At 33.3% G+C, this 20794-nt stretch carries 25 protein-coding genes and 1 pseudogene; 9 read left to right on the forward strand and 17 right to left on the reverse strand.

Features of this window, described 5'->3' with window-relative positions; all coding sequences use genetic code 11:
- Positions 1-229: 229 nt before the first annotated feature.
- Positions 230-472 carry a hypothetical protein gene (locus tag ACWODM_RS15105; RefSeq protein WP_455322176.1) on the forward strand — a complete coding sequence of 81 codons (243 nt, stop codon included), beginning with the start codon at positions 230-232 and terminating at the stop codon, positions 470-472.
- 31 nt (positions 473-503) lie between these two features.
- Here ACWODM_RS15105 and ACWODM_RS15110 read toward each other — a convergent pair whose 3' ends face one another.
- From ACWODM_RS15110 to ACWODM_RS15140, 7 genes are all read right to left on the reverse strand, one after another.
- Positions 504-1184: an IS6 family transposase gene (locus tag ACWODM_RS15110; protein ID WP_005875647.1), complete on the reverse strand. Its 681-nt coding sequence runs from the start codon at positions 1182-1184 to the stop codon at positions 504-506.
- A gap of 384 nt (positions 1185-1568) precedes the next feature.
- Complete coding sequence (locus ACWODM_RS15115; protein WP_002316691.1) at positions 1569-2165, reverse strand: YdhK family protein; 597 nt, start codon at positions 2163-2165, stop codon at positions 1569-1571.
- 20 nt (positions 2166-2185) lie between these two features.
- Positions 2186-2392, reverse strand: coding sequence for a hypothetical protein (locus ACWODM_RS15120; RefSeq protein ID WP_002307659.1), 207 nt, complete (start codon positions 2390-2392; stop codon positions 2186-2188).
- A 14-nt stretch (positions 2393-2406) separates the two neighbouring features.
- A complete protein-coding gene (locus ACWODM_RS15125) occupies positions 2407-3801 on the reverse strand; it encodes a sensor histidine kinase (RefSeq protein ID WP_455322177.1) in 1395 nt (464 codons plus the stop codon).
- Complete coding sequence (locus ACWODM_RS15130) at positions 3801-4481, reverse strand: response regulator transcription factor (protein ID WP_455322178.1); 681 nt, start codon at positions 4479-4481, stop codon at positions 3801-3803. The genes ACWODM_RS15125 and ACWODM_RS15130 overlap by 1 nt, the downstream gene beginning before the upstream one ends.
- 27 nt (positions 4482-4508) lie before the next feature.
- Positions 4509-6092: a multicopper oxidase family protein gene (locus tag ACWODM_RS15135; RefSeq protein WP_002375819.1), complete on the reverse strand. Its 1584-nt coding sequence runs from the start codon at positions 6090-6092 to the stop codon at positions 4509-4511.
- Between the two features lie 10 nt (positions 6093-6102).
- A complete protein-coding gene (locus tag ACWODM_RS15140; protein WP_002294786.1) occupies positions 6103-6327 on the reverse strand; it encodes a heavy-metal-associated domain-containing protein in 225 nt (74 codons plus the stop codon).
- A 181-nt stretch (positions 6328-6508) separates the two neighbouring features.
- Between ACWODM_RS15140 and ACWODM_RS15145 the strand changes: the two are divergent.
- A pseudogene (locus ACWODM_RS15145) lies at positions 6509-6628 on the forward strand (transposase); the annotation flags it as partial.
- Between the two features lie 340 nt (positions 6629-6968).
- Here ACWODM_RS15145 and ACWODM_RS15150 read toward each other — a convergent pair.
- Genes ACWODM_RS15150 through ACWODM_RS15165 form a run of 4 tightly spaced genes read right to left on the reverse strand, consistent with a single transcriptional unit; the run spans position 6969 to position 10624 of the window.
- Positions 6969-7178, reverse strand: a complete 210-nt coding sequence (locus ACWODM_RS15150) for a heavy-metal-associated domain-containing protein (RefSeq protein ID WP_455322179.1) — start codon at positions 7176-7178, stop codon at positions 6969-6971.
- 16 nt (positions 7179-7194) lie between these two features.
- Positions 7195-9645 (reverse strand): heavy metal translocating P-type ATPase, encoded by a 2451-nt coding sequence (locus ACWODM_RS15155; protein ID WP_455322180.1) that lies wholly within the window; start codon positions 9643-9645, stop codon positions 7195-7197.
- Complete coding sequence (locus ACWODM_RS15160; RefSeq protein ID WP_033604469.1) at positions 9629-9994, reverse strand: BlaI/MecI/CopY family transcriptional regulator; 366 nt, start codon at positions 9992-9994, stop codon at positions 9629-9631. Before ACWODM_RS15160 ends, ACWODM_RS15155 begins: the two co-directional genes overlap by 17 nt.
- Before the next feature lie 15 nt (positions 9995-10009).
- Positions 10010-10624 carry a TIGR01906 family membrane protein gene (locus ACWODM_RS15165; RefSeq protein WP_115234463.1) on the reverse strand — a complete coding sequence of 205 codons (615 nt, stop codon included), beginning with the start codon at positions 10622-10624 and terminating at the stop codon, positions 10010-10012.
- Between the two features lie 155 nt (positions 10625-10779).
- Here ACWODM_RS15165 and lgt point away from each other — a divergent pair, with 155 nt between their 5' ends.
- The 3 genes from lgt to ACWODM_RS15180 are packed head-to-tail and all read left to right on the forward strand — an operon-like array spanning position 10780 to position 11973.
- Positions 10780-11583 carry a prolipoprotein diacylglyceryl transferase gene (gene lgt, locus ACWODM_RS15170; protein WP_002294779.1) on the forward strand — a complete coding sequence of 268 codons (804 nt, stop codon included), beginning with the start codon at positions 10780-10782 and terminating at the stop codon, positions 11581-11583.
- Complete coding sequence (locus ACWODM_RS15175; protein WP_002307648.1) at positions 11567-11791, forward strand: DUF2933 domain-containing protein; 225 nt, start codon at positions 11567-11569, stop codon at positions 11789-11791. The genes lgt and ACWODM_RS15175 overlap by 17 nt, the downstream gene beginning before the upstream one ends.
- On the forward strand, positions 11788-11973 hold the full coding sequence (locus tag ACWODM_RS15180; protein WP_002307645.1) for a DUF2933 domain-containing protein: 186 nt from the start codon (positions 11788-11790) through the stop codon (positions 11971-11973). The genes ACWODM_RS15175 and ACWODM_RS15180 overlap by 4 nt, the downstream gene beginning before the upstream one ends.
- Positions 11974-12573: 600 nt before the next feature.
- Here ACWODM_RS15180 and ACWODM_RS15185 read toward each other — a convergent pair.
- Positions 12574-13857, reverse strand: a complete 1284-nt coding sequence (locus ACWODM_RS15185) for a hypothetical protein (protein WP_023558833.1) — start codon at positions 13855-13857, stop codon at positions 12574-12576.
- A 201-nt stretch (positions 13858-14058) separates the two neighbouring features.
- Entirely contained in the window at positions 14059-14463 is a 405-nt protein-coding gene (locus ACWODM_RS15190; RefSeq protein WP_002337550.1) for a NusG domain II-containing protein, read from the reverse strand.
- 272 nt (positions 14464-14735) lie between these two features.
- On the opposite strand from ACWODM_RS15190, the gene ACWODM_RS15195 reads away from it, so the two are divergent.
- On the forward strand, positions 14736-16103 hold the full coding sequence (locus tag ACWODM_RS15195) for a peptidoglycan DD-metalloendopeptidase family protein (RefSeq protein WP_455322181.1): 1368 nt from the start codon (positions 14736-14738) through the stop codon (positions 16101-16103).
- A 271-nt stretch (positions 16104-16374) separates the two neighbouring features.
- Here ACWODM_RS15195 and ACWODM_RS15200 read toward each other — a convergent pair whose 3' ends face one another.
- Positions 16375-17055 (reverse strand): IS6-like element IS1216 family transposase, encoded by a 681-nt coding sequence (locus tag ACWODM_RS15200; RefSeq protein WP_001067799.1) that lies wholly within the window; start codon positions 17053-17055, stop codon positions 16375-16377.
- Between the two features lie 314 nt (positions 17056-17369).
- Positions 17370-17846, reverse strand: a complete 477-nt coding sequence (locus tag ACWODM_RS15205) for a helix-turn-helix domain-containing protein (protein WP_455322182.1) — start codon at positions 17844-17846, stop codon at positions 17370-17372.
- 164 nt (positions 17847-18010) lie between these two features.
- Between ACWODM_RS15205 and ACWODM_RS15210 the strand changes: the two genes are divergently transcribed.
- Genes ACWODM_RS15210 through ACWODM_RS15220 form a run of 3 tightly spaced genes read left to right on the forward strand, consistent with a single transcriptional unit; the run spans position 18011 to position 19188 of the window.
- On the forward strand, positions 18011-18538 hold the full coding sequence (locus tag ACWODM_RS15210) for a hypothetical protein (protein WP_455322183.1): 528 nt from the start codon (positions 18011-18013) through the stop codon (positions 18536-18538).
- Positions 18525-19010: a thioredoxin domain-containing protein gene (locus ACWODM_RS15215; RefSeq protein WP_141086458.1), complete on the forward strand. Its 486-nt coding sequence runs from the start codon at positions 18525-18527 to the stop codon at positions 19008-19010. The genes ACWODM_RS15210 and ACWODM_RS15215 overlap by 14 nt, the downstream gene beginning before the upstream one ends.
- A complete protein-coding gene (locus ACWODM_RS15220; protein WP_174098266.1) occupies positions 19003-19188 on the forward strand; it encodes a hypothetical protein in 186 nt (61 codons plus the stop codon). The genes ACWODM_RS15215 and ACWODM_RS15220 overlap by 8 nt, the downstream gene beginning before the upstream one ends.
- Positions 19189-19432: 244 nt before the next feature.
- On the opposite strand, the gene ACWODM_RS15225 is transcribed toward ACWODM_RS15220, so the two are convergent.
- Together ACWODM_RS15225 and ACWODM_RS15230 are read right to left on the reverse strand one after the other, a co-directional pair.
- On the reverse strand, positions 19433-20113 hold the full coding sequence (locus ACWODM_RS15225) for an IS6-like element IS1216 family transposase (protein ID WP_001067799.1): 681 nt from the start codon (positions 20111-20113) through the stop codon (positions 19433-19435).
- Positions 20114-20166: 53 nt separating this feature from the next.
- A complete protein-coding gene (locus tag ACWODM_RS15230; RefSeq protein ID WP_455322184.1) occupies positions 20167-20382 on the reverse strand; it encodes an adenylate kinase family protein in 216 nt (71 codons plus the stop codon).
- Between the last annotated feature and the right edge of the window lie 412 nt (positions 20383-20794).

The raw sequence follows: 20794 nt of genomic DNA on the forward strand, positions 1-20794 counted from the left end.
TGGATTCTATGTCAAGGACATTTTAAAAAAAGAAACCTTATGAAACTAAAATGGATTGAAAAGGACCCTATAAAGGCACTTTTTTTAGTGTCTATTCTATAGGATCCACTTTGATTTATGTTTGCTGTAAAGGGCGGTAGTAAAATGTAGGAAAAAGGCGATTTAAAATTGTCGGTTTTCCTACATTTTTTTGTTGTACACTTTTCTCATCATACAAAGGAGGCAAATGATGAGAAGAGATATTTATGAAGGAGTGCAATTATACGTGAATCAAAAAATCAAACCAAATTATGCAGAGCTAGCACGTCAATATCGTTCTGATTACCGAACAGTTAAATCCGCCTATGAACAAGGAATCAAGAATAAAAAGAATGGCGAACAAAAAAGAAAAGTGAAAAACTCTCGACCAAGCAAACTTGATCCATTCAAGCCAATCATCGAGGAAAAGGGTTCTGTTGCAAAGCGTCTCTAGCTAAAGATAATTTCCTTAAGCTTACTATCGATCAAGCCGGGATGCCTAGTAATCCTTTGATTTCAAGACACACTGAAAAACCAAAAAGGGACCCTTCTTTTCGGCTTTTCTTATATAGTCCTCGAATGGTTTCCATCCCTTTGATCGTGGTCGCAGCGGTACGTAAGCTTCGATAGAATTTATTTCTACGCTTGATTGGTCGATGATCTTGTTCAATCAAATTGTTTAAATATTTTACGGTTCGATGTTCTGTATGTTGATAAAACCCATGATTCTGCAACTTTTTGAAGGCACAGGAAATCGACGGTGCTTTATCAGTAACGAGAACCTTTGGTTCTCCAAAATGGTTGAACAGTCTCTTTAAGAACGCATACGCAGCTTGTGTATTGCGTTTTTTTCGTAACCAGATATCTAAGGTTAAGCCATCTGCATCGATGGCTCGATACAGATAATGCCACTTACCTTTAATTTTGATATAGGTTTCGTCCATCTTCCATGAATAAAAAGACTGCTTGTTTTTCTTTTTCCAGATCTGATAAAGTAACTTTCCGTATTCCTGAACCCAACGGTAAATGGTTGTATGACAGACCTCAATGCCACGATCATAGAGAATTTCTTGAACTTCACGATAACTGAGGTTATAGCGAAGATAATAACCGACAGCCACAATAATCACGTCTTCTTGGAATTGTTTTCCTTTAAAAGGGTTCATATCTTCGTTCCTCCCGGGTCATTTTAGTTAGATTTTACACTAAAAGGTCTTGATTGAAAAACTTTGCAACAGAACCAAACGAGTAGCCTACGGCTATCGAAATTTCCACAACTTTCGAGCAAGAATTTATCTCATTCAAGGCTTGATCTTCCAAGTAAAACAAAAACCAGTTAAGCACTCTGCCTAACTGGTTATGACTAAATTTTCAGTTGTCTCTCTACCAGCACTAAATGTCGAAGAGCCAAAAATCTGAGCCAGAATGAGGTTCGTTCTGACCCAGATTTGATTTTGCACAACTCATCAGTCCTTATTAACAAAGAGCTCATATTCCTCATGTTGAGAATACGAAGGCCATGTACCAGCTTATTGGTTTAGTATATAAAATTACTCATTATTTTCGTCATATTCCATCTCATCTTCAGTTACCCACATATGATTCTTAACTTCTTCTTGACCATCGGTTGGAGTGTAATTAACAACGTAAACAGTTCCTGTAATAGATTTATCTACTTTTGCTTCAGCTCCCATCATCCCATCCATGTGATCGGCATTCAAGATAACAGTATCGCCCTCATTTGCTACAGTCTCAGTATCTTTTAACTCTTCTTGTACTACCCATCGATGATTGTTAACCATTGGTCCCCCAGTTTTTGGCTCATAGCTTACTTCATACATTGTAGTATCAAAGGCCCCTACAACTTGAGCATTTGCACCTTTCATCCCTTCCATATGATCGCCTAGCAGTATAACATTACTTCCCACCGGGAATTTAGGGTTCGCAGCATCTTTCATTGAAGAAGGAACCATACCTTCGTGATTCATTCCCTCCATACTATTCATTTCACTAGACGCTGTAGAAGTCGATTCCTCGTTTGTGCTTTTAGAATTATTCGATTCACTTTGATTGCTACACGCTCCTAAAAATACAATAATTCCAAGACTTGCAAATACTAATTTTGTCATCTTTTTCACTGTCTTCATCCTCCTTTAATTAATCACATTTAGGTCATCTCATAAATTTGTAATCCAAAAACTTCTTTTTTAATTGTAGCTATTGATAAGTCCTTCTTAGAAAAGATTACTACAGAATTTGATAAGATATCTAAATGAACTTTTTCGACACTATCTATCGAAATCAGTTGAAAAAATATTTTTTTTGCCCAACATTCACATACTAGTTTAGCAATTTTTATCTGTTTTTGAAACAAATAACTCTCCTCCTTTATTGAAATGGTAACTTTATAACAAATTTAGTTCCTAGACCTAATTTACTTTTTACAGTTATACTACCTTTATGCGCTTCAATAACGCTCTTTACAATAGCTAATCCGATACCTTGCCCCCCTAAAGCTCTACTTCTGGAGGGGTCAGCCATATAAAATCTATCAAAAATATGAAGTTGCTGATCTTTTTCTATACCGATGCCGTTGTCTTCAACAATTAAAAGAACATGGTCTTTATTTTTACTTATAGAAAACTTGATGGTTCCCTCCTTTTGCGTAAATTTAATAGCATTATTCAAAAGATTGATAACAACTTGGTTCATTTTATCTTTATCTGCAGATATATTGATGTTATCCCCTTGGATTTCAACATGAAGGTTTTTTGACTCAATTTTGTTGGCGAAATTTTCAATAACGGATTCAATCAACTTATATATGTTAAACTCAGTTTTATTTAAATGATCATATTTTGCTTCAATTTTGTTGATTATTTCTATATTTCCAATTAAACGAGTTAGACGATCTATTTCGTCATAACAAGATTGTAGGCGCTCGGGAGTTATTTTCCAGACTCCGTCAATCATTCCTTCCACATTGCCTTTAAGCGTAGCTAATGGAGTTCTTAATTCATGTGAAATATCGGTAGTTAATCTTTTTCGAAGCCCATGCTGTTTCTCCAACTGATTACTTAAATCATTTAGGGAATCAATTAAGGAATTTATTTCAATAATTGAAGTTTCTTGTGGGATTTTATCAGCATATTCCCCACGAGTTAATTTATGTGTAAAATCGCTTACATGCTTTAGTGGCAATCCTAATCTAGCAGAGATCCACGAAGCAAGTATGAATGATACAAGAAGAGCTGCAATTGCAACATACATTAAACTTTGTTTCATACTGGAGATAAACAAGGCATCGTGCTCTGTATAAGCAAAAGGTCCGAAATAATAAAACGTTACTTTTCCAAACTCGTTTCCATCATTAATTAACTTCTTTTTCACTTCTATTGTTTCGTCTAGTTTCACACTGTTTTTCTCAGAAACTTTCAATGCATTTTTTTTCAGTTTCTCCTGTGCTGACTTCAAATCTTTTCCAGTAAGTTCCCAAACCATGTTGCCTTGTTCGTCTTCTATAGAAAAATAAATATTATTCTCTAATACTTTCTCAGATAGTGCTGCAAGTTCTTCACTATTCCATGTTTCCCCACTATTTAACCACAATAAATCAATTGTATATACATACTGATTCAACAAATCTTCTTGCCGCTCTTCCACGTATTTACTAAAATGATTGTTCGTCAAACTTAATGCGACTAAACTAATCGATCCTATTATTAATGTTGCGATTGCTAAAAAGGAAACAGCTAATTGAGTTTTTATCGTTCTTTTTCTCATTAGTGGCCACCAAATCTGTATCCTGTACCATGGACTGTCAAAATATACATAGGTGATTTAGCATCATTCTCAATTTTATGTCTTAAGTTTTTTATATGAGAATCGATGCTCCTATCTAGTCCATCAAATTCTATTCCCTTAACTTTCTCTATCAAATTACTACGAGAAAAGACTTTATTAGGTGTGGACATTAGAGCGTGTAGAATATCAAATTCAGTTGTTGTAAGGTTTAACTCCACTTGATGTAGATACACTTGTCTACTATCAGGGTATACTATCAATTCTTTATTATTTGAAGAAAGCTTATTAGGATTTGATAAGGTCTCAGTTCTGCGCAATACAGTTTGTATTCTCGCAACTAATTCTTTGGGACTAAATGGTTTAATCATATAGTCATCTGCACCTAACTTGAGACCAGTAAGAATATCATCCTCATCAGACTTAGCTGTTAACATTATAATTGGTACATTTGATACTTCTCTGATTTTTCTACACACAGTCAATCCATCAGTATCCGGAAGCATTAAATCTAACACAACTAAATCAGGATTATTTTTCTCGAACTTTTCCAATGCCATTGCGCCACTTATTGCTTTATAAACTGAATAATGATTAGCAACTAGATAGGCATCAATAATTTCTAATATTTTTTCTTCATCGTCCACAATAAGAATTTTCATAGACAATCATCCTTCTTAAATTATTTTCTATTTAATTTCCATTTGTCCCATCATTCCATACTCTTCATGTTCTAATATATGACAATGATACATGAAAATACCTTCACGGTCGAATTTCACAAGAAGTTCTACTGTTTCATCCGGATTTACCAGCACAGTATCTTTCCATCCTTGCTCGTTTAGTGCGGGCTGATTTCCATCTCTAGATAAAATTTGAAACTGAACACCATGGATATGGAACGGATGAATCATGCCTCCCATCATACTACTAATATTGTTAACTTCCCAAATCTCTTGAGTACCTAATTTTTTATATAAATCTATTCTTTCCATATCAAATTGCTTATTGTTGATGTTTACCATGTGAGACATTCCTCTTAAATTAATACTTTGTCTTGCTAAATCTTCCAATTTCTTTTCATCTAAAGTACTAATAGTATTTAGACTATCAGAGGGAGTAAACTCTTTGTTTTCTATCGTATTCTCAATTCTCATTGTCAAGGCAACCAAATTATTTGCTAGTAAATGAATTACCTCACCTTTTTTATAATTCTGAGTATCCACTAATATTTCTGCCCTTTCCCCGGGGGCTAAAAGTAGTTTACTAAGTTTAACAGAAGTATTCAGAAAACCACCATCTGTAGCAATTTGGTAGAATGATTCATCTTTATCCAAAGTAAAAGTGAAGTTTCTTGAATTAGATCCATTAACAATTCTATACCTCATCCATCGGTTTTTTATCTCAATATATGGATTGATAGTGCCATTAGTAAGCAACGTCTCCCCTTTTGTTCCATCAGAGTTAAAATCATTTTCATAGTTAATTTGATTAGTGGAGCTGAAAGATTTATCTTGCACAATCAAGGGAATGTCGTCGACACCATATTTGGAAGGTAAATCTAATGATTTTGAGTTGTCATCATCAATATACATCAAACCTGCTAAACCCTTATAAACTTGAGATGCTGTTTCTCCTTCCGGATGGGGATGAAACCAGAGTGTAGAAGCTTCTTGATCAACCTCGAATGTTACACTTTTTTTCTGTCCTGCTTCTATAATCTGATGTGGACCTCCATCTGCATCAGAAGCTACTTTCAAACCGTGCCAATGAAAAGATGTGCTAGCATCAAGATTATTGTTTGTATTGATAGTAACTTTTTGACCTTTTTTCAGTCTAATAACTGGTCCTAAAAAATCCCCGTTATAGCCTAATGTTTCAGTTTTTTCTCCATCCATTATTTGAACTTCTCCGTTTTGAGCAACTATATCATATATCACATTTTCTTTGCTTTTTGAAGATGGTTCAAGAACAGGGGGAATCAATAGTTGTCTCTCCGTTTGGTGTACTACCTTCAAATCAGCTTCTTGATTATCCCCCATCATATTGGACATTCTACTTGAGATTTGTCGTTGTTCTTCTTGAAAGACAACTTCAGCATGCTCCTCCTTGTTCTGCTGTTGAATCAATATGAAAACACCGCCTAGGGTCAACATTGATATTGTTGCTGCTAACCAAATATATTTATTATTCTTCAACCCATCATCTCCCATATCTATTATGTAGTTACCATAAAAAAAATATGTGGAGATTTTGTGTTGATTCCCCCACATATACTTATACTTATATAGATATATCCCTAGTTACAGTATACTTTGTATTTTTTAGTAGTTGATTTAAGAATGTTAAAGTTAATTTTGAATCAGCATCGAAAGTAACTGTACCTCTAGCCAAATCAACTATTTTTACACTGACTGTTGGCTCTGCTTCCAAAGCATTTCTTACTTTTGATGCACACCTTGAGCAATTCATTCCGTCAATAACCACTATTTGCAAATATTTCATCATAAAATTCCTTCTTTCTTAAAAAAGTCGCCTATATTGGATTTACTAATCTAATCAATCTTTTAAGAATTGTCTTACAAGTATCATAAGGAAAATTTATGGAGAAACCATGTATAGAGTTTGTTTTAGAGCTTTTAAATATAGGATAGATACAGATTGATTTGTTTAGTGTATGATTGCATATCATGTACATATATCGCTAAGTATCGCGCCCAAAACATAGGTTTCGAGTTTCATGAATATCCTAACAGGTAGAAGTGCTATGATGATATTCGATAAGCATCCTAATATGAAATATAAGTTTAGAACTGCTATTTTGGATAGTTCTTCCTCCTATTCAAATAAATAATTGTTCTACATAAGAATTTCACAATCCTCTCTACCCTCCTCTACTACCAAGTGAAAATCCATTTCAACTAATACCAAAAACCTACATTGGGATTCCAAAGGATTTTTGAGTTCAAAAAAACATGAAATGCCTCTCAGAAATCCGTCCATTGGATTCAACATATACTTATGCACAAAAAGCAGTGAATAAATTTAAAAAACTGGTTTTTCTATATATCTCAATTTGAAAAAAGTAGAATATAGAGGAACTTTCTTACCATAAGAATTCACATATTTAATGTGATGATTCACCAAACTTATAATGCCTTATAATTCGTATTTTTCAACAATTGATTAATAACGCTAATTGATAAATCTGTCTTTGTTGCAATAGTTACTAAACCTTCTTCGAGATTTACTTTCCTAACAGAAATTGAGGGATTCTTTCCTAATGCATACTTAATTTCTCCGGCGCATCCTAGACAAGCCATTCCACTAATAAATAAGGTCTGTAAATGTTCAGTCATAAGACAATCACCTTTCCTATTTGACTTTGAAGTTTTTTAAGCGAAGTGAATTTAAAAGTACTGTTATTGAGCTAAAACTCATAGCAACTCCTGCAATTAACGGGCTTAATAAAGGCCTCCAAAAAATGTTCAAAACACCCATCGCTATTGGAACACTTAACATGTTATAAGCAGATGCCCAGTACAAATTTGACTTTATATTCCAAATTGTTTTTTTGCTTAAATCAATCGTGGACATTAGCAATTGCAGATCGTCGTTCATCAATATTATATCCGCAGATTCCATCGCTATATCAGTACCAGAACCCATCACAAAACCTATATCCGCTTGAGCGAGGGCAAGTGCATCGTTTATCCCATTACCTACCATTGCAACCCTATATTCTTTTGACTGCAACATTTTAACATAATAGGCCTTTTCTTGAGGTAATACCTCACTAATAACGTTGGTGATCCCAACTTGATTAGCTATTGCCTGTGCAGTAAGTTTATTATCACCCGTGAGCATAACCACATTGAGGCCAAGTTTATTCAACTTTTGAATTGCTAATGCACTTGCTGGCTTTATAGTGTCTTCAATCGCAATTATTCCGAGAAAGATACGATCATTTGCAATATACACTGGTGTCTTTCCTTTAGATGCTAAATTATCTGAAATTAACTTAAATTTACTAATGTCTATATTCAACTGCTTAAAGAACTCTTCATTTCCTAAACTTACTTCGGTACCTTTCAATATAGCATTAATGCCCAATCCAGAGAAAGATTCGAATATACTAGGTTCAACCAGATCAATCCCCACGATTTCGGCTTCTTTTACAATTGCCTCCCCAAGCGGATGCTCGGATGCTTTTTCAGCAGAGGCCGCTAAAAACAAGAGAAAGTTTCTACCCATATTTTCTGCAAGTATTATATCTGTTACCACAGGTTTTCCTTTTGTAATCGTACCAGTTTTATCGAATAATATTGTTTTTACGTGATGAGTTGTTTCTAAAGCTTCACCACTTTTAATTAAAATACCATTTTCAGCGCCTTTTCTCATACCAACCATAATAGCTGTCCGTGTAGCTAAACCGAATGCACAAGGACATGTTATAACTAAAACTGAAATTAAGACTGAGAATGAAAACGAAATACTTTGTCCAGATAGCACCCAAAGTAGACTAGATCCAATCGCAACTACAATAATGATATATACAAAGTAACTTGAAATGATATCAGCCAGTTTTTCGATTGGAGCTTTCGAAGATTGTGCATCATCCACTAGTTTGCTTATTTGAGCTAAAGTGGTGTCTTTACCAATATGAGTTGTTTCATATCTTATTACGCCATTTTTATTTTTACTGGGTCCTATTACTCGGTCATTAGCTTTCTTTTCAACAGGAAGATTTTCACCTGTAGGCATAGATTCATCAACTAAAGACTTACCACTTATTACAATACCATCCAGTGGCAAACGCTCTCCTGGTTTTGCTATGATCACATCTCCTACTAAAACTGATTCAATAGGAACAGTCTGTTCCTTATTATGTCTGATAGTTTTCGCTGTTTTGGGAGTCATCCTCATTAATTTTTGTATTGCTTCAGATGTCTTATCTTTCGTCACCAACTCTAGGTATTTCTCTAGTCTGATTAACGTTAATATCACTGCTGATGCTCCAAAGTAGAGCTCTTTTGTATAGAGATAATTTCCCAATATAATCTGTATTGTTGCAAAGATGCCGTATAACAAAGCAATACTTGTACCTAAAGCAATTAATGTGTCCATTTTCGGATGTTTTTTCATGAGTGAGGAAAATCCAATTTTATAATAGTCTTTATTGGCCAATATAACCGGAGCGGTAAGTATTAATTGCGTCATCGAAAAAAAACTAGGGTTTGTCGTAGGATCAATTATTTCAAATAGGGGTAACTCAAGTATATTTGCACTAGCAACATATATAATAGGAATTGTAAATAGCATTGACGTGATAAATCTTCGCCTTAGCTTCTGTTGCTGTTGCTCTTGTTCTTTTGTTTTATATATTACTTGTTCCTCATCTTCAGAAAGAGCATATAGCTGATATCCAAGAATTTTGACAACATCACTTATTTTTGCAACCGCTGAAGGGTCAGTTGATATTACCGAGAGTTTTTCTGCTTCAAAATTTACGTTGGCATATTTGACATAAGTCATTGATTTAACTACATTTTCAATTTTGTTAGCGCAGGACACACAAGTCATTCCACTTATTCCAAATACCTTTATCTCAGTTTTTTTTCGAATCTCAGCGTCATAACCAATGTCTTGAATAGCTGTTATAACTGTATGATTAGACAAAACACCTTCATCATATTCCAATTTTAGAACCTCAGTTGTTAAGTTAACTTTAGCGAAATATACTCCATCCAACTCATGAATTTTTTTCTCTATTGTTGTTGCGCAAACTGCACAAGTCATTCCATAAAGATTATATTTTGAAATCATTGAATTCCTCCGTGTCAGAACGTTTAACCAATCCGTTTAAATAGTAGCTTACTTCTGAGATACAACCTTCATCCATTCCAGAAAGTAACCTTTGTATTTCGGTTTCTAAAAATTCTTGCTTCTTAATCAGTGAAGTGTAGTATCTTTGGTTTTTTGAAGTGTTAAACGTGATCACATTTTTATCTAACAACCTTCTTATTAACGTTTTTGTTGTGGAGGGATGCCAACTATTACGCTCTTGCATTCCATGTGTTATTAAACCACATGTTACCGGTTCATATCTCCAGATAAACTTTAAAACATCTAACTCTGAATTCGATACCTGTATTTTGCGTTCGACCAAGACCATCCCTCCTTAGGCTATTCATAAAGTACGTTCTTCTTTATTAAACAAATGATGAATTGTTGTCAAAGTAGAAACACTTATAGTTACAATTAATAAAAAGCATAAAAAGAAAAATGTTTCCGGTAAAAAACTGATAATTGGATCTGTACGATAGTCAAACATCCAATCATCATTGTCAAAAAATACTTGATGAAAAAGCACAAATGCTTTATCAAAAAACAGAAGTGCCATTACACAGACTGATATTATCATCCACTTGATTAAACTAGTGATTTCTCTGACTTGATCACGCGTTACTAATTTTTTCCTGTTTAGGTATAAAAGAACGCTACTCGTAGAAAAAAGCAATGAATAGTTAAGCTGGAACAAAAATTTAACATCTTTAAAATGGTTTATACCGCGATCTGAGACGTATAGATTATCAAAAACCAATTCTTTTTGAAAAGGATTATTTAAATAGCCCATTAAATTTCTAAAATCTTGATTAACTTGAGATCTACTCCAGTTTTGAAAATTTATATCGCTTTGAAAGAATAAATTGATTTTGAGCAAACCAGGGAAGTTGATTATCAATGTAATCGCGAGGGATAAAGCAAAGACAAAAAATAATAGAAATAGCATGCTTTTTTTCATTAAATTAATATTTATATTAGATCACTCCTTTTAATATAATGATAAAAAAACTTGTGTAGAAAATGTGTACTAATATATCTGTCAAAAAGTCTACATAAAATTTCCATAATAGCCTGCTATAGTCAAAACAAGTTCATTAGGAAGGAGGGAAGAATTTGAGAGAACCCTACGACAGAGTATTTATTTCGTTTGGTCCATTTACTATTTATTGGTATGCCATTTTCATAGTGTTTGGGATCATAATCGGATATTTTGTTGCTAATAGAAGAGCAAAGCGTGCGGCATTGCCTGAGGATACAATTGTTGATCTGTTGTTATATGGATTGCCAGTTTCTATTATATCGGCCAGATTATACTATGTACTTTTTGAATTACCTTTGTACATTGATGATCCTTTAAGTATCTTAAAAATTTGGGAAGGTGGTCTAGCAATACATGGTGGATTAATTGGTGCTGTATTGACAGGGGTTATTTATTGCAAGAAGAAAAATCTTTCTTTTTGGAATGTTGCTGACGTAGTTGCTCCCAGTATAGTAATTGGACAAATCATTGGACGATGGGGAAATTTTATGAATCAAGAGGCCTATGGAGAAATTGTAGACATAGAGTTCCTGCAATCTCTGAAACTCCCATCTTTCATAATTGATCAAATGTATATTGATGGGGCCTACCATCATCCGACTTTTTTATATGAGTCTTTATGGAATATAGGAGTACTCATTATTTTGCTTCTGGTGTCTAGAAATAGAATGTTCTTTGGGCAAATATTTTTAATTTATGTTTCACTATATTCCGTCGGGAGATTCTGGATTGAAGGATTACGGACCGACAGTTTAATGCTAACAGCAAACTTGAGAATGGCTCAAGTCCTGTCCATAGTCCTATTAATTGGCTCTATATTAACTTACATCTATCTCAAAAAATCTAAGGAGGAAGATTTACATGGAAGCATTACTTAATCTCTTACCACTACTATTACTACTAATTTGCCCTATCTCAATGATGTTTATGCATAAAGGGCACGGACATGCTGGGCATCATCATATGCATGGAGAAGATCATTCAAAACACACTGGTTCCGAAAATGATATAGCAAGTTTAAAAATCCAAACTGAGCAATTAAAAGAAGAAGTTGCTACTCTAAAGAACTTAGTTAAGGAGCGATGACAATGCAGTGGTTATTACTTTTATTATGTCCGATAATGATGATATTTATGATGAGGGGTATGCACTCAGGATCGCATAATGAAAAAGATGACGAACAATTGAAACAGGATCTTGAAAATTTAAAAGAGCAAAATGATATCTTAAGTAGTGAACTAAGCGATTTGAAATCACGGTTAAAATAAGTTAAAGGAGTGTGATTTATATTTCACACTCCTTTAAAATTCACTAAATTCATGGTTCAGAATAGAAATGGTTCTATCAAAATATTTAGTCTAACTTTACTCTTTATAAAACGAATAAGGCATGCGTGGTTTATAACCTTTCTTTATGTATTTCTGACACCAAAGAAAATGATCCATATCATTCCATCCACTCGATGCATTCCACCAGTAGTCCATAACATTCCTTGGTGTATGGAGTAGTCCATACACCAAGGAATTCTAGAAGTAAGATTTATTGTTTCTTTTTTAAGTGCAAATAAAACCATTATCTCCGATGAATATAAGGAAAATAGCTTTTTAGATAACATTTCTAGGTTATGAATGGATAGTAATCACTCTATCCGCAATTTTCTTCAACGAAAAGTTACTAAAATGGAAGCATGGGCAGCATTAATGTGATGATTTTCTTCTTGATGTTATCAGGACATTCAATAGCAATGAGCGCCATTATAAATGTGGGGACTACGTGTAAAAAAAAGAAAGATTGATTTCTAATTCTGCCAAAATGCTTATTTATACTATAATTAAACGTATTAATTTTAACTTCTTTGTCCAGAATAACTACCGAACTAGTTCACCACTTGGATAATGAGATATCGGGGCTAAAATTGTAAAATCTTTGCCAAATTTCTTCATAAAATTAGCATGTTTCTCCAAATCTGTAAACAGAATGTATCGTAAGTGATCATGCAAATTTTGATTACGCATATAATGTGGTCTATTAAATTGTGCTCGTATTTCCTCTTCACGTTGATTTGGTGATACGATATACATCATCAAATTTTCTTGATGAATCGAATACAAATCATCCATTCGATTCATCCCAGAAATTATTGATGTCGACTTTTCAACCTCAAAAGCACACACCGGTTCCCCATTTTTTGAAAACCAAATAACATCAATCAAACCAATTGTCCTACTTAACGAAATTGGTAATTGATAGATTTTTTCCGGTAACAGAGGTAAAGAAACATCTCCTAAGCGATTCCCATCTACCATTCTATTATGATCATTTGAGGCAATCCACGCATGATAACCTATCTCATTACCTAAAGTAGCTAAGATATATTGGATTTTTTGGTGTACATTTTTGGAATCTTCTTTTTCCAGCTTCTTTTTTATTAATTTCTGAGTGTTACTTTCTGAAATTCTGATATACTCCTCTTCATTTTCGCGAACAATATAGTTTAGTTTACCAATATCAAATAAAAAAGCTGAAATAGCACCCAAATCTTTCGAAAATTGTCCTCCTCTGCAGTTGAGCTCAATCATACCATCACGAAGTTTAAAATAGTCTTCCCATTTACCTAAGCGAATTTTTGAACCCGTTAGGTAATTATATCCATTGACAATAGCTGTGTTAAAAGGAGGAAAAATGGTGGGTTCAAGAAAATATAAAATGTTTGCGACAGCGGGACCAAGCCCTCTGATTTTCTTTTCTGTTAGAATATTTACAGCTAATAACATTTTTATTTCTTGATTAGCTTTAAGAATTTGATCAAGACAATGTGAAAAAGCTAACTGATTTTCCCTATTTTCATAAATATCTGGAATTCTCAATTTAGGTTTCCACATAAATGCATGTTTGGCTCCTTTAAAAATTTCTGTTTGTTCTGCAATTACATCCATTATGTCCTCTAATGCTGAATTTTTAAAGTCTGTTGGAAAGGTTCCGTTATTGACATGTTTGATAAATAGTTGTACATATTTTCTAACTCTTTTAAACGCTCTCAAGCGTTTTTCACTTTTTATAAACCAAGTTTGATAAAGTAAATTTTCGCGTGTTTTGTATTGATTAAATACATCTGTTAAATAAGTATTATCCACTGTAATGATAACCACCATCCCTATTAATATCAATTATTAATATTTTTATAACCTAGTCATCTCTAATAAAACGTGCTACATGCAACATTCCTAATATAATCAATTATAACGATAGTACTTACTTTGGCCTGATATCTATGACTTTTCTTATTAAAAGTCTAGTTCGGCTCCATTCTGTAATCAATGTAAATGTAGGATTTGTATTATTTATTAGTCATACTAATAAATTAATGGATTCTCTTCTATTCCTAAAATTTCAACAATCAATTTATGAGGTAAACATATACTCATTTCCCCTGGTCTACTAATCCAGCCTGTACGAACAGCAATTTGATCAGGACTATTATCTTCTTTTACCCTAATTTTCCCTGGAGCTACTTCAATAATATTGTATTTCCCTTTTTGAGGATAATATGTTTTTTCTAAAGACTCACTAACTTGTGATAAGTTAAATTTGTCTACGACTTCTCCATCTATTTTAACAACTGCAATTACATCTTTACTTTCTCTATTATTTTCATTTTTATTAGTATCAAATAGTAAATATGGTAAAAATGATGCCATAATAACTCCAATAATAATGAGATAGTCCCAAGGTTTCGTAAGTCTCAATATTTTATCCACTAAATTCGTTCTCCTATATTAACTTTTGATATCATACTTTACAGTTGTGTGAATTTTATGTAGATATGTTTCTACTCCACAAAATCTCCATAAGTTTTAGTTATTTTAAATCTGTCTATTAAATTGAAATGTAGCATATGGATCCTATTACTTTTTGTATAGTAATTCCAATTACAGTTCCTAATAGAACCTGTAATACACATAAAAATAGAGAGGAGAATATTTGTAAAATGTTTCTTCACAATTAAAAATAAGGGAAGTGAAAAATCAATTTGAAAAAAATAATTATATCTACCTCAGTCATTGTGTTTTCGCTATTTTTTAGTAATAGTATATTAGTTAAAGCGCAGACTATTGAGGAAAAAATTAAAGAAAAAAATGATAAAATTGAAACGATTGTGAAAGATCAAAAATCAGCTAAAATTTATCTTACTGATTTAGATAACAAAATAACTCAGCTAGAAAATGAATATCAAAAAGTGCTAAAGGAAAAAAACACATCTGAGAAAAAACTTACCGAAATTAATCAAAAAATTACTACTCTTGAGGAAAAAATACACCTTAGAAATAAACTTATCGAAGAACAAGCTCGGAATGCACAAGTAAATCAAAAAAGTGACTCTATAATATCTGTCATGGTAAACGCTGAATCATTATCAGATGCAGTCACAGCAGCCTTTGGTATGACTAAGCTTATTTCTGCTAGTAATGAGATTATGCAGGCTCAGATAGATGATAAAGAAAGTTTAGATAAATTAAAAAAAGAAGCTGAGAAAAAAGTTATAGATGCGGAAAAGGAAACTCGCTCTCTCGAAGAGAAAGAAAAAAATCTTATAGAAGCTAAATTGAATCAAAGTATAAAAATTAATGAGATATCCGCTTCTTTGGCGACAGAGCAATCCGAGAAAGAAAAATTTGAAAATCAAAAACAAGAAGCAGAAAAAAGAAGGGAAGAGGAACTTAAAGCCCTAGCAGAGAAAAAGAAAAAAGAAGCAGAAGCTGCGGCTATTTTAAAAGCTCAAGAGGAAGAATCTGCATCTATTATAAAAGATCAGAAAAACGAAGTATCACAAATAGATGGTAACGAAGACATAGGAACAGGTCAAGGAAATACTGATACGCAGGAAGAAAAACAGATCACAAATGAAACTTCGGATAAAGAATCTAACTCAGTTAATCAAGATAAGTACCAAGACAACAATAATTCTTCCAATAATAATCAGGTTCAAAGCCCTAGTTCTTCTGGTTGGGGCGCACCCGTAGCCAACATTATTGTCACAAGTCCATTTGGTGGAAGAGCTGATCCTACTGGATTCTCTGGATCTTTTCACGATGGTATAGATATGGGTGGAACTTCGTCAACGCCTATCATGGCATCTAGATCAGGAACTGTAGTGCAGGCATCCTTTGATGGATCCGCAGGTAATTACATTATTATTGATCACGGAGATGGCTACTACTCATATTACCTTCACCTAAGTAATTTTATTGCTACACTAGGCCAATCAGTGAGTGCTGGCCAGACCATTGGCACCATGGGGACTACAGGAAATTCAACTGGAGTTCATTTACATTTTGGAATAGCGACTAGCTCAAATTGGTCTGGATTCGTAGATCCTGCTCCATTTCTAGGAATCTAAAAATGATAAAAAGAATCAAGCGTATTTTTTTAAGTTTACTTTTAATTACCATTTTTCTTATAGGCTTAGTTTTAATATTTAATTTTCAAATTCGATCTTACTTACTGAATAAACAAGTTCAACAATATGACATAGCAAATTATTCAAAGAAAGATTTGGAAGACAATCTGAAAAGGAAAGGAAACTTTGACTTTGATTCTGTTGAATCTATTTCAAAGGTTCTGTTGCAAAGTTTTAAATAAAGAATAAAATCCCTTACGGTATCTATGATTTAAGCTGGGATTCCCAATAATACCTTGATTTCAGTACAGACCGAAAACCCGAAGAGAGTGCCTTCTTTTCGGGTTTTCTTATATAATCCTCGAATGGCTTCCATGCCTTTAATCGTGGTAGAGGCAGTGCGTAAACTTCGATAGAATTTATTGCGTCTCTTTACTGGACGATGGTCTTGTTCAATCAAATTATTCAGGTATTTAATGGTACGATGTTCTGTCCCTTGATAAAAGCCGTATTCTTTTAGTTTCTTAAAGGCACTTGTAATAGAGGGGGCTTTATCTGTGACTACAACCTTCGGTTCATCAAACTGCTTCACTAACCGCTTAAGAAAAGCATAGGCTGCTTGTGTGTCCCGTTTTTTACGTAACCAAATATCCAAGGTTAAACCATCTGCATCGATGGCTCGATACAAATAATGCCATTTTCCTTTAATTTTGATGTACGTTTCATCCATTTTCCATGAATAAAAGGATTTTTTATTTTTCTTTTTCCAAATTTGATAGAGTAGTTTACCATATTCTTGCACCCAACGGTAAATCGTCGTATGAGAAACGTTAATGCCACGATCATATAAGATTTCTTGAACTTCACGATAGCTAAGGTTATAACGAAGATAGTAGCCCACGGCTACAATAATCACATCCTGCTGAAATTGCTTTCCTTTAAAAGGATTCATCGTCATTCCTCCTGCTATCTTTTTCTATTATTCTACCTTATTTGATAGTAGATTTAAAACTTTGCAACAGAACCAAAAAAAGCCCAACCTACGGACATAGGTTTGGGCTTTTGTGCTATACATGCTCGAAATCTTCACATTTCGCACACTCATTATAGCACGAATTTAAAATGAAGCCAAGTAGCTGAATTTTAGATTTCTCCGTGCTCACACAAGCATTCTAAGAGATTTTCAAACTTTTTTGTGGATAGTTATCTGCTAAGATCGCTGTAAATCATCACTATTTCATTAATGATGGCTCTTAATTATTCTTCTTAATTCTGTGATAAATAGTTTTTAATAATATAATAAATAAGTAGACAAGAAACAAAAAAGATTATGAATAACAATCCAAAAAATAATATGGGTACCTTAACCTTAGACGGTAATAATAGAATCATCGTTACAATAGCCGTTAATACAAGAATATAAGGTGTTGCCTTTTCAATTGTTTTTTCTCGAATATTTTTTTCTTCAGATTTCTCTAGCTCTTCTTTGGATTCTTCTTTTAATTTTTCTATCGATTCTTCTTTTGATTCCTCTGTTCGCTCTAAAATAATATCTTCAGTAAAATATTCCAATTTAAGGTCAAAATACTTAGCAATTAAAACTAAGGTATTCAAGTCTGGTAAAGATATATTATTCTCCCATCTCGAAACGGCTTGTCTTGAAATATTTAGATAATCAGCAAGTTGCTGCTGTGAGATACTTCTTTTTTTTCTTTCATTTTTTATTCGATCTCCAATTTCCAAAATAAAACCTCCTTAAAAGTATATATATTTAATAATACGGTGTTTAAATCCGTTTAGCAATGAGAAATTGCGCTATTGCCATTAAGGATTGCTAGTATATCAACAACTATACAGGGTAATATGAGCATGTAAAAAAAAAGAAAAAAAAGAAAGAAGGAATTAAAATGGAACAAAAAATGAGTAACAAAAAGTTTTTCAAAGCAATTATAATTGCTTTGGTAGCATGTTTATTTTCTAACATATTACTACCAACTGTAAATGCTTTTGCTTCTGAAAACGAGGATATCTATCAAAAATTAGATCAAATTGATCAAGAAGAATTTGAATTGGTTCTTAGTCAAATTACAGAGTATTCAGAATACGATTATGCTAGTCAAAAATGGGTTCTAAGTTATGATATTGTAACTGATGGTGTCTTTACAGATGAGCAATATGCAAATGCTGAAAAATCTGGTGAAGAATGGGAAAAAGTAGAAGCTTTAGCAAACGAATCAAAACAAGGTACTATTACAACCTTTGCATTACCCGCTCTACTAATACTAGCTATTAAGGCGGTTGGTGTCATTGCTGGTACAGCAGTTGTTACTGAAATAACTACCGCTTTCACTAAATGGGGTATGTCAGCTGGCTGTAAGAAATTTAAAAAATATGGACCAATCAAATCATTCTGTGAAGCAAATGACTACCTATAAACATTTCTTGATCTTATTGTTTTTAATACCCATTCTTTCAGCATGTAATTCCCCTTCAGACAATGGTACAAAAAGTAGTTCTGAAACTTTGAATAGTTCTAATTTTGAGCAAGTAATAATCGACAAAGAAATTGGTTTATACGAGAAGGCACTAGAAAGTGATAATGTAGAAAAAATTGATCTAGTCAAATTTAAAGACATTACAGAACCAACTCAAAATGATGAACTAATATACTTTGGAAGATCCACTTGCATATATTGCAGAAAATTAATAATAGAAAATGAAGAAGCTATACGAAAATCACCTATAAAAATCTTTTATGTGGATACAGATTTATTAACTTCTGAAGATAAGAAGGAATTAGCTGATTTTCAAGTAACAGAAGTACCTTCATTTATCGAAGTCAACGAAAATTTAGAGTATGTAAAAGTAGACTTAGAAGAATTTGAAAGGAGGATTCATAATGAATAATAAGACAATTTGGTTATTACTTATTATCGTCCTTTTAATAGGAATTGCTTTTCTCTACTATTTTTCAAATGAAGAAATACGAGCTAGCATAATATTTTTTGGTTCGATTATACTAGTGTGTTTAGTTGCTGGACTGTTAGTTGCGTCAGGTATTAAATATTTTCTGTCTAACAAATAATACTGCATACAAAAAAGCATAGTATAGAGAAGCAACCTCTATACTATGCTTTTTCATTAAGTCGATCTTTATTTTTTTTTATATTTTGAAGCGTATCTTCAAAATATTGTAGGCTAGAAAAATCAAAAACCCTATTTTCAGTTTCAGTACGTTTCTCTTTTTTCTTTTCATAAATAGGTATAAATGTATCGGTTCTGTTGCAAAGTTTTAAATAAAGAATAAAATCCCTTACGGTATCTATGATTTAAGCTGGGATTCCCAATAATACCTTGATTTCAGTACAGACCGAAAACCCGAAGAGAGTGCCTTCTTTTCGGGTTTTCTTATATAATCCTCGAATGGCTTCCATGCCTTTAATCGTGGTAGAGGCAGTGCGTAAACTTCGATAGAATTTATTGCGTCTCTTTACTGGACGATGGTCTTGTTCAATCAAATTATTCAGGTATTTAATGGTACGATGTTCTGTCCCTTGATAAAAGCCGTATTCTTTTAGTTTCTTAAAGGCACTTGTAATAGAGGGGGCTTTATCTGTGACTACAACCTTCGGTTCATCAAACTGCTTCACTAACCGCTTAAGAAAAGCATAGGCTGCTTGTGTGTCCCGTTTTTTACGTAACCAAATATCCAAGGTTAAACCATCTGCATCGATGGCTCGATACAAATAATGCCATTTTCCTTTAATTTTGATGTACGTTTCATCCATTTTCCATGAATAAAAGGATTTTTTATTTTTCTTTTTCCAAATTTGATAGAGTAGTTTACCATATTCTTGCACCCAACGGTAAATCGTCGTATGAGAAACGTTAATGCCACGATCATATAAGATTTCTTGAACTTCACGATAGCTAAGGTTATAACGAAGATAGTAGCCCACGGCTACAATAATCACATCCTGCTGAAATTGCTTTCCTTTAAAAGGATTCATCGTCATTCCTCCTGCTATCTTTTTCTATTATTCTACCTTATTTGATAGTAGATTTAAAACTTTGCAACAGAACCGTTTATCCACTCATCTGGAACTAGCTCTCCTTTATTCATATATTCTTGCACTCTGAGTCCGAATGTATCTTTCTCCTTGGCTGCTTCTCGTAACATTTCACCAGTTGAAATAGCCGTCAGGTGGTACTCCTCTGCGATTCTTTTAGCTTGGGTGCCTTTCCCAGCACCAGGTAACCCTAAAAGGACCAGCCTCATAATTTTTCCTCCTTATAAACTAAAAAAGGAAGAGATGGTTTTTTAAATTATTCCATCTCTTCCTTGTATATTATATTTAAGGCTTTAATCTTCCGATTTTTAGAGGAGAACCTTAGGAACCTTTTGTTATTTTTTATTTGGTATTTACTCAATTATTTGAGAAAATATACTTAATGGATTGAGAGGTAGATTGTTTCTTCCTTGAGTTTTCAAACTCGTAATCGAAAGACTAATCCCTCTCTCTGTTAAGCTGTTTACGAATGAGTTAGATGTTGAAGGCAAATGCCTTACTCCGTATCTAGAACAAGGTAGTGACGCTTTTCAGTTGAGTGGCCATCAATCCAAATTTTGTAAAGAAGGTGTGCTTATGTTTTATCTAGGTATTGATATTGGCAAACGAACACACGTCGCT

The organism is Enterococcus olivae (assembly GCF_053760925.1).